Here is a 9,214-nt window from a genome sequence, read left to right as displayed (position 1 = left end):
TTCTTAGAAAACGCTGCTCAACGCACCGAACTTTGCCATGCCATCGGCAGTTTACCGTCTGCGATTGTCGCAATCTTAGAGCAGGTTCGTTTGGCTCGTAATCCGGTTTTAAACTGGCGTCGTGCTTTAAGACTGTTTGCTAATTCTAGTCGTCGCACTTCGGTCAAAAATACGCTTCGCCGACCTTCAAAACGCTACGGCACGACACCGGGCATCAAAATACAGCCTCATCAGCGTTTGCTGGTGGCGTTAGATACCTCGGCGAGTGTCGATGATGAGCAACTTAAGCTGTTTTTTGATGAAGTTCACCATATTTGGCGAGCAGGGGCTGAAATCACGATTGTTGAATGTGACACCGAGATCAAACGTCAATATCAGTACCAAGGTGATATGCCATCAGAGATTAGTGGTCGTGGCGGTACGTGCTTTGACGAGCCGATTCAATTGGCCAACCAGCAACGATTTGATGGCACCATTTATTTTACCGATGGCGAAGCATTGGCCCTGACCGTTCAACCGCGCAAACCATTGTTATGGCTGCTTCACAGTACAAGAGACACTCAAGCTTTCGACCATCTTCAACTTTCAGGCCGTGTTATTCCGATGCACATGGCAACCAAGCGTTAGGTATATTATGAATAAAGCTCAATATCAGTATTATGGCCTGAGTTGTCAGGCTCAAGAAGTTCGCTCGTTTGTCGAACACCTCTTGTCTAATGATACTCAACATATCACGCCTGTGTGTATTTGGGGTCGGCATGGTATTGGTAAAACCCAGCTCGTTGAGCAAATTGCAAAACAAAGAGGCATGCAGTGGCGAGCCATTGCTCCAGCGCAGTTTGAAGAGATGGGCGATCTACTTGGTATGCCAAAAGTTGAAAAAGGCGAAGATGGCCAAGATGTGACACGTTTTGCCCCTCCTCATTGGGTGCCAACCGAAGCTGGCCCCGGCATTTTATTGATTGATGACGTGAACCGTGCCGATGAGCGCATTTTGCGTGGCATCATGCAGCTGCTACAAAACAACGAATTGGTGAGTTGGACGTTGCCACCAGATTGGCACATCGTCTTAACGGCGAACCCCGATGGTGGTGATTATTCTGTAACACCAATGGATGACGCCATGCTGACGCGTATGATGCACATCACGATGCAATTTGATGCCAAAGCATGGGCATTGTGGGCGGAAGGTGCTGGGGTAGACCCACGTGGAATCGATTTTATTCTGACTTACCCTGAACTGGTTGATGGGGAACGCACCACGCCACGTTCATTAGTGCAGTTTTTTACCAGCATTGCCAATATCAGTGATCTAAAAGCGGAACTGCCTTTAGTGAATATTCTGGCGCGATCATGCCTTGATGACGTGACGTGTAATGCTTTCATCGCTTTTGTTGAACAAAACTTAAGTAAGTTAGTCTCGCCAGAGACCATTGTGAATGCGAAGGATTTTGCGAAAACAATCGCGCCTAAAATAGAAAAAGTCACAGGGGGCGCCGTTCCTCGCGTTGATATTCTGGCGACCTTATGTACACGTTTATACCACTATCTAAAGGTGAATAACGTCAAACCTAATAAGGTTCAACTAGCCAATATTCAGGCATTTTTGAAAATGCCGTTACTGCCAAACGATCTGCGTTTAGCGATGATGCAAGATTTGATGAAAGGGGATAATCCTGCGTTAAAAGCGGTATTAGCAGACGCAGAGTTGGCGCAGCTATTCTTAACTAATAGCTAATTAGTCATAGCTTATTAACGTGCAGAGTCGTGATTTACTCAGCGATGGGTTGAGTAAATCACGCTTGCGTTATACATGGCGATGACTGTGTAATATGCTTACTGAGAAACAAGCGCTTGTGCTTCTTTAAGGGTTAACGCTTTATAGCCTTGCTGTCTTAAGCGCTCAGCGATAGTTTGCTGCAATAATGAACCTGTCAGCTTCTTATAGCCTTGATAGCTAAAACCGATTGCCGATTTAGAACCCTTCAGCACCAACACATCATCAGGCTTCACTTCATACCAGTCTTCTTCCGTTAAGCCGCAGATAAAATTGTTGTACCAGAAACGATAGCCGTTAATGTAAACACAACCGTCAGGGCCTTTGTTTTTATAGCCGTGACGAGTCTCTTTGACGCTGTTCAAGATAATCGCCTCATCAGAGATGACATGGTGGATTACCACCGGCAATCCTTTTGCTAGCGATATTTGCAAAAAGAGAGGGATAACGATGATGATGCAAAGAATAGCCTTCCATCGTTTATGGCGCATCTCTTTAATATGCAGGCTCAGTACTGACTGCTCATCTCTCATTAACCACAACATGAATATGACGATAGCGGCCGAAATTAGGCCAATAATGGTGGTTAATATCGTATAGAGTTGGTCATTGATCAGCGTGGAAGTCAAAACCCCCACAAGAAATAACACCATCTGCACCATCACGATATACCCCAGTACTTTTTTGTAGGTTGGCGTTCCGGGGGCGTAGATGCTCATTGATTCTCTCGTGGTGTGATGTGCGATTAAAGGCTCTAAGTTTATCGCGAGATTATAATCATTCCTGATGATAGCGGGCATATTTTCCTATCAAAATACGCCCTATGTTGACCATCAAAATAGAACCTTGCGAGCTATCCCTCTGTCGCAATGCATTACATTAGGTATTGGCGGTTGAACAGTCGTCAAGGCAGGAGGCAAGTATAGGAAATCTTGGCTGGCAAAAGGCAAGACCTGATCCTAGCGGTTCTTCAAAAATCGACTCTGAATCTTCGGCGTTAACGTTACTACCTCGCGCCAACATTGCGCGCGATCATCAGCACTTCATCAGCGGAATAGAGGTTTGAGATCGTCGCTTCGATTTCAGCACCTAACGCATTTTTGTACAGCTCTTGAGCGTAGTTATCAGCGCGGGTGGTCACCAATACATGTTTTAATACCGCGTCTTTGCTCGCTAATAGTGTTTTGACTAACGGTAAGGAGTCCACAATCAATTTTTTGCCGACGCCTTTACCCTGACAACTTGGTTTCACGGCGAGTAATTCGAGTTCGAGTACCACTTCGCGTCGAAAACCGCTTTTTTGTGCCCAGGTAATAAAGCCGAGGATTTCACTGTCGCTCTGCGCGACAAACATCATGTAGCGAGGGAATGCGTTCAAATTGCATTGTAGCCATTCGAGGGAATGACTCTGTCTGACGAACGTGGCCTGATAAATTTCAGCCGCCGCAGTTAAATCGCTTTGTTCCATTAAACGGATGTTCAAACTGGTATACCAATCTTATTACTGAGTTTTGCATATTGTATGTGTGAAATCGCGTCATAACCTTGCTAGGTGTCACTCTATCGTAATCGGATGACTGACATTCGGTATAAGTGGTTAAAGTGCAGTCAGGATAGGCCGGTTTGGTCTACGTTGTTTTTGGACAAAAGTAACTTAGTGTTTGTGTTCTAAACCATGCAGTTCAGATTAGTTGACCACTACAAAGCTAATCGCGGACTTTATTGTTCTCGATCTTTTGGCTGCGCCAGCAGCCAAAAGAATACTGTTTATTATTTACCGCATAAGGACGCTTATATTTTAAAGCTTCCCTTCTACTATTTGACCGTTACACAGCTTGTCAGCAACCTTTTTCATGAGCAATGCTCTTTCCGTTAAGAACTCTTCATAGTTATCATTCATTAACTTCATGACCGGAATTAAATGGGACTCGAGACGCCTCTCGACTTCTGGTTGGCCAAGCGAAGATGCCTCCATTCTTTCTGAAATATAATCTGACGGCGTTTTTGCAGATATATTTCTATTTGTTCTCCACGAAATCAATGCACAGTTTAGGGCTCTGTTGATTTGATAATCTTTGTATCCCTTATCCTTAAGCCAAGCCTGGGGAAAGACATGGTGATACTCTCTCACTAAAACGTTTTCATACGAGGCAGGGGCGCCATCAGCAAAATCAAAACCTCCAGATTTTAATCCAACCGCTAGAATAGCTCTAGCCAAACGATCTTTCCTGTACGGCCAGCCCGCTGACTTAATTTCTTCTTCGCCAGCTATTGGATACAGTGCTTCGTCAAATATCTCTGGTGCGCCGTTACCAGTAGTGATGACATTCAATAACTCTTTATAATCGGCAAATGCTCTACTATTGGTTGTTCGATCATATCTTTCCGTGAAAAAGGAGCGCCAAATATATTTTCTAAGAATCGAACGAATTTCCCCTTCTTTATCTAACCCTTCATCTGCTTTTCCCCATAGAGCCGAAAGTACGTAAACTACGACATCACTAGGGAGACGCCTAGAATCCAAAATCTTTTCATCAGTAAGAAATGAGACCGCCTTTTTGATTCCTGTTTTAATCGTCGACCAGTTTTCATCGAACGAAGTAGCAAATTCACTCATCAGGTAAGTACCTTTGGAAGGTAGCTTATTGCTCACCAAGGCAGCAACTGCGAGAACAATATCTTCTGGGGCATTATATCGGGACAAGTAAGGAACATCTTTTTTAAGTTCCTCTATATAACCATGAAGAGATTTTCCGGACGCAGCTTCAATTTGTGCGACAACTATATCAAACGGTGTAAGCGGTGAAGATGATGTGTTCATTTGAATAAACACATCTAACGCGACTTCTGGCTTTGTTGATACTGGTAAAGACAGGAATGGAATGTTGAATATTGAGAATTTACTACGAAGCTTGTTTCCAAGCTCGCTGATTTCAAGAAGTGAGTCCATGTCTCCATTCGAAGCTTCTTTGGCCCAGCTTTTGAACGATTTTTCCGCGTCAGTATCAGGGCGCAAAAGATATACTGGTATATACCTTCTACTCCACATTTCGCTAGGGGAGTTTGCCCATAGAGGGTATCTATCTCCATTCTTCTCGTATCGAGATATTGAGGTCGCAAAAAATGGAAGTTCTAGTTCCTCATCTTCCTCAATTTTAATTAAATAAGTTCTATCTTCGTATAGATCGTTCAAAGCCCTCCAAAAGGAGGTTAGTCGTTGCTGGCCGTCCAAAAGATGCTCAATAATTTTCTCACCTTCCGCTGGCGCACCTACAATCGGTCGAGAGATGAATGGCTCCTTCTCGCCAATCTCGAGTGTTAAAATTGCGCCGGCTGGAAGCTCTTTTAGAACGGTGTTTAGCAAAGAAGTAATTTGCCCATAGCTCCAAGCTTCAAATCTTTGAAAACGAGGAAGGACAATTTGCCTTGTTCGAACTCGTGTCATCCAATCCGGGAGTGCTCTATTTCTTGCTTCCATCATCTTTCCTTGTCTGATCGTCAAGTAGGATGCTTACACCCTACCTTTTGTCCTATTCACCACCGATAATGCCAAACTGATTGCATAAAGCAATGATTTAATTAGCGTATCCTCAAATTTGATCTACCCAAAAGCAGGAAAAATGACAAAAACGAATATTCCTATATACATCCCATTTGGCATTAGGAAATTTATCGAAAACTTTTGAAATGAGGTTGAAGAGGTTTGCTTTCTGTAACACACAATGGGGCATTTCCGAATCAGGGATTGGTTTCAGTAGATGTTGATTTCAGTAGATAAAATCAACTTTCCAACAGACGCAAAAAACCGTCAGTAGATGGTTTATTCAAAGACAGGGGCTCCAAGTGCAGCAGCCTGCCTTGAGGTAACGGTTCTAGGTTACTAGTTATCAATAGGTTTTGAATGCAGTAGAAACAAGTTCACACTATTACTCTTTCCCATGGAAAGGCCAGTTAATATTCTACTTTCCCCGATAGAAAACGTAAGTAACTTACAGTAGGACTCAAACTCGTCCAGAGAAGCATTTTCAAGTGTGGTTAGGTACGTAGCACACGCTGCTACTTCATCTTGAAGTCCAATAAATAAGTCGTGAAAACAAACTTCTAGTTCTTCGTAGCTATCGTAAGTGAACGAAAAAAGCGACAAATACTGATGTTGTGGTTCTTTTAGTTGATAGATGTCATCACGATCTAGGGAGATAATACTATCCTTCGCGAGCATGTTATCTTCGAATACAGCACATAAATCATCGCTACTCATTTCACCTATTTTTAAATTAATAACCTTGAGCATACCTCTTCCAGTCGATTCGTTTACAACGTAACTAGCTTACCGTACAATAATCCGTAAAGTAAAAGGAGGCAATTGGAATGGTAGCAGTACATTTAAGAATCGCAGAGTCTAACTTGGTAAAAAATGGTTTCCAAAACCTTGAGTATTATATGAAAACCAAAGAAAAGCACTCATTTGGTCGCTCATGGCGTATAGGTATAGCAATGAGAAACCTTGTAACGCACGCTTATATCTACTGTAAGCATTCAGGCAGAATATATTCTGTTCCAATCATTGTTGATGTCGACTCATCGGAGATCACATTCCAGCATGAAAAAGGACTTGTTATTAACCATGAAGGTATTGAATTTGGTTTCCGCCACACCGATAACGAGCCATTTTTTGGTGATGGTGGCGTAGCTATGCACCACAAGTTTTATACAGATCTAGCTCTAAACGAGCGATACAATAAATAGGTAGGACTAATAATCATGAAAGTAATACTCGAATGTCCTCAATGTGATGAGAAAAAAATTCATTCAGCAGAATACATACAAGATAAAGAGCGTGTTGAAGCTACGTGCTGTGATTGTCAACACACAATCTTAAATGCTTATCATGATGGTGATTACTGCGTGAACTGTGATGACTACACAAACCAATTGGACATAAACTATCGTAAGCTAACCCCATCTTGTGATGATGATGCTTATATGGATTACCTATGTACAAAGTGTGGTGAGTAAACTTTGTAAAACTGCGTATTCAATGAGGCATTTTCTTCTTAGCAAATTTAATTAAACTTAAATCGAAGAGACCGATAATCGACTGTCGATGCGCAAGCGAGCTTCCGAAATATAGACGTTTTGGCAGAACTCTCTGGGGCAGTGCTTGTGGTGACTCGTTGAGGTGTCTGCGCATAAGGTCGTTCCTAGGCATCCTGCCTTCACGACATTTGTGCATCCATGCACGGAGCCTGCGGCAGAGAATCGATAAAAATAAAGGTACTATTTCAATTGGATCTACCAACACCAATTCAGCCTTTGAAGTGAAGCCTATTTTTTAAACGCGTTATAGCGAGCGATAGACGACCTGCTCAAAGCCTTGTGAAATAATCTCATCCCCTTGGATCACAATGCCAAAGCCGTGCTCTTCATCCCAAGCGCATTCAAAAACCATCCCTACAGCATTTTTGTCTGGGTGGTGCAAAACAAACGCAGAGAGTTGCATTAACTTAAATATATCCCCAGCCTGCATATCAGCTTCGCTTACCTCACCAACATTTGTCGGGTACGTTTCTGAATCTTCATCAAACACATCGAGAAACTCTGACTCTTCAAGTAGCTCCTGATAGTTTTCATTCACATAGTCACAGACTAGCGCATAAATACGCTTTTCATTAGCAAAGAACCATTGCTGCATGCTGTCCGCAATAGACAGGTCTTCTTTAGTGCGAAAACCAACATTGCCATAAGCCTTAAAATCATGCCAAGCACGCAGCTCAGTCGTACCTTCGTGAAGCTCTTCACCTGCTTGCCAAGTGATTTTTGTCGTTTGCATAATAAACTCGTAAAGTGATGATTATATTAAAAATAGTTTGTCACAAATGTGCAGTTTAAAGCAAAGAATAATATTCTTGGCTAAATAGATCGAATGAGAGAGTGAACGGGTGAGGGTTCTATTTCCAAGCTACTATTGACCTGTCTATAACTTCACACTTTATAGTGGCTATATTGATTGAAAGTGCGCGTGAAGTGCGCCGCATTTTGTATGCAAATAACATGTCATTTATTCTGCTATCACCTCCTCAGGATTACATTGAGCCAACCTGTTCTAATAATAAAATAAAGGCATACCCTATGGCTCATTTGGAACTCAATGGAACGTGGCGGTTAACGTCACCGCAGCGTCCAGACATCGATATCGCAATGACGTTACCGGGCGACAACGTAACGGCGTTACTGCAAGCAGAGCTCATTCCCAATCCCTATCTTGCCGACAACGAAGCCAAAGTTCGTTGGATTGAAGAGTGTGAATGGCACCTCTCACGTCAGTTTGAGGTAGATTCAGCTATCTACTCCGCAAAACAGGTTTGGATGACGCTAACCCGCGTCGATACCTTGGCGACCTTCTACATCAATGGTGAACAAGCACTCCAGTGCAGTAATATGTTTGCGCAGCAACGCGTTGATATAAAGCCCTTTTTAAAACAAGGTAGCAATACAATTCGAGTGGAGTTTGCTCGCGTGGATTTAGAAGAATTAGAGCGCGCAAAAACATTGCCGTTTCCGATCCCCTCCGCCATGGGGAATAATCAAATTCCACACATGAATTTGATCCGTAAAACGCAATGCCATTCCGGTTGGGATTGGGGGATCTGCTTGATGGTCTCTGGCATTTATGACCCTATCCAAATTGATGCGATCAGCGATTTGTGGTTAAAAGGTTTTTCGACCGATCAGCAATGGCAAGTAGATGGCAGTGTGATCGTTACAGTATTGGTCGAAGTAGAAAGTGCCCATCATCCGCATGAAGTGAGCGTGGATTTGAATGGTGAGCGTCAAACGATTCAAACTCAAGGCAGTGGTCACTATCCATGTCAGTTCCATATTCGTCAGCCTCAGCGTTGGTGGCCTGCTGGTTATGGTGAGTCTCACCTATATCCGATTAGCGTTTGCTGCGCTGAGCAGTCGTTGTCACGCAAGATTGGTTTACGTCAGCTCCATTTAAATAATCAAACCGACCAACGTGGCTCTGCGATGGAATTTGTCGTTAATGGCGTACCAATTAATGCCAAAGGTGCCAATTGGATTCCGGTGGATGCCATGCCCGGGCGAGAGTGTGAAAAGCGCTATCGAGATCTGTTACAAAGTGCTGTTGATGCCAATATGAACATGATTCGCGTCTGGGGCGGCGGCCAGTATGAAAGTGACACCTTTTACAACCTGTGTGACGAGCTAGGATTATTAGTTTGGCAAGATATGATGTTCGCGTGCTCGTTGTATCCTTCTGATGATGGCTTTTTGAAAGAAGTGGAGCAAGAACTTCGCTTCCAAATTCCACGCTTAAAAGAGCACCCATCGATCGCGTTGTGGTGCGGCGATAACGAAGTGATTGGTGCGATTGGTTGGTATGACGAATCCAAGCACAACAAAGTGAAATACACC

Annotated in this window: 10 protein-coding genes; 5 read left to right on the top strand and 5 right to left on the bottom strand. The window is 43.3% G+C overall.

Features of this window, described 5'->3' with window-relative positions:
* Together RH85_RS20135 and RH85_RS20130 are read left to right on the top strand one after the other, a co-directional pair.
* Positions 1-627 (top strand): VWA-like domain-containing protein (locus RH85_RS20135; RefSeq protein WP_006714588.1); only part of this gene is annotated, 627 nt, incomplete at its 5' end.
* 7 nt (positions 628-634) lie between these two features.
* Entirely contained in the window at positions 635-1,738 is a 1,104-nt protein-coding gene (locus RH85_RS20130) for an AAA family ATPase (protein ID WP_006714587.1), read from the top strand.
* 98 nt (positions 1,739-1,836) lie between these two features.
* On the opposite strand, the gene RH85_RS20125 is transcribed toward RH85_RS20130, so the two are convergent.
* The 4 genes from RH85_RS20125 to RH85_RS20110 all read right to left on the bottom strand — a co-directional run bounded on the left by RH85_RS20125 (position 1,837) and on the right by RH85_RS20110 (position 6,068).
* Positions 1,837-2,496 (bottom strand): hypothetical protein, encoded by a 660-nt coding sequence (locus RH85_RS20125; protein ID WP_006714586.1) that lies wholly within the window; start codon positions 2,494-2,496, stop codon positions 1,837-1,839.
* Positions 2,497-2,783: 287 nt separating this feature from the next.
* Entirely contained in the window at positions 2,784-3,245 is a 462-nt protein-coding gene (locus RH85_RS20120; protein WP_006714585.1) for a GNAT family N-acetyltransferase, read from the bottom strand.
* A gap of 330 nt (positions 3,246-3,575) precedes the next feature.
* A complete protein-coding gene (locus RH85_RS20115; protein ID WP_241210432.1) occupies positions 3,576-5,258 on the bottom strand; it encodes a GmrSD restriction endonuclease domain-containing protein in 1,683 nt (560 codons plus the stop codon).
* Positions 5,259-5,657: 399 nt separating this feature from the next.
* Complete coding sequence (locus tag RH85_RS20110; RefSeq protein WP_006714583.1) at positions 5,658-6,068, bottom strand: hypothetical protein; 411 nt, start codon at positions 6,066-6,068, stop codon at positions 5,658-5,660.
* Positions 6,069-6,145: 77 nt separating this feature from the next.
* Here RH85_RS20110 and RH85_RS20105 point away from each other — a divergent pair, with 77 nt between their 5' ends.
* Both RH85_RS20105 and RH85_RS20100 read left to right on the top strand, forming a co-directional pair.
* Positions 6,146-6,523: a hypothetical protein gene (locus RH85_RS20105; protein ID WP_006714582.1), complete on the top strand. Its 378-nt coding sequence runs from the start codon at positions 6,146-6,148 to the stop codon at positions 6,521-6,523.
* 15 nt (positions 6,524-6,538) lie between these two features.
* On the top strand, positions 6,539-6,793 hold the full coding sequence (locus tag RH85_RS20100) for a hypothetical protein (protein ID WP_006714581.1): 255 nt from the start codon (positions 6,539-6,541) through the stop codon (positions 6,791-6,793).
* A gap of 325 nt (positions 6,794-7,118) precedes the next feature.
* Here RH85_RS20100 and RH85_RS20095 read toward each other — a convergent pair whose 3' ends face one another.
* A complete protein-coding gene (locus RH85_RS20095) occupies positions 7,119-7,607 on the bottom strand; it encodes a DUF6985 domain-containing protein (protein ID WP_006714579.1) in 489 nt (162 codons plus the stop codon).
* 299 nt (positions 7,608-7,906) lie between these two features.
* Here RH85_RS20095 and RH85_RS20090 point away from each other — a divergent pair.
* On the top strand, positions 7,907-9,214 hold a 1,308-nt coding region (locus RH85_RS20090; RefSeq protein ID WP_006714578.1), incomplete at its 3' end, for a glycoside hydrolase family 2 protein.

The organism is Vibrio ichthyoenteri ATCC 700023 (genome assembly GCF_000222605.1).
Taxonomy (GTDB): Bacteria; Pseudomonadota; Gammaproteobacteria; order Enterobacterales; family Vibrionaceae; genus Vibrio; species Vibrio ichthyoenteri.
The sequence above is the reverse complement of the archived record's forward strand: the minus strand, read 5'-3'. Positions and strand labels throughout refer to the sequence as shown.

What these genes read in the sequence shown, in the direction of transcription:
- RH85_RS20130 (WP_006714587.1), top strand. Translation starts at nt 635, where the DNA reads ATGAATAAAGCTCAATATCAGTATTATGGCCTGAGTTGTCAGGCTCAA.
- RH85_RS20125 (WP_006714586.1), bottom strand. Translation starts at nt 2,496, where the DNA reads ATGAGCATCTACGCCCCCGGAACGCCAACCTACAAAAAAGTACTGGGG.
- RH85_RS20120 (WP_006714585.1), bottom strand. Translation starts at nt 3,245, where the DNA reads ATGGAACAAAGCGATTTAACTGCGGCGGCTGAAATTTATCAGGCCACG.
- RH85_RS20115 (WP_241210432.1), bottom strand. Translation starts at nt 5,258, where the DNA reads ATGATGGAAGCAAGAAATAGAGCACTCCCGGATTGGATGACACGAGTT.
- RH85_RS20110 (WP_006714583.1), bottom strand. Translation starts at nt 6,068, where the DNA reads ATGCTCAAGGTTATTAATTTAAAAATAGGTGAAATGAGTAGCGATGAT.
- RH85_RS20105 (WP_006714582.1), top strand. Translation starts at nt 6,146, where the DNA reads ATGGTAGCAGTACATTTAAGAATCGCAGAGTCTAACTTGGTAAAAAAT.
- RH85_RS20100 (WP_006714581.1), top strand. Translation starts at nt 6,539, where the DNA reads ATGAAAGTAATACTCGAATGTCCTCAATGTGATGAGAAAAAAATTCAT.
- RH85_RS20095 (WP_006714579.1), bottom strand. Translation starts at nt 7,607, where the DNA reads ATGCAAACGACAAAAATCACTTGGCAAGCAGGTGAAGAGCTTCACGAA.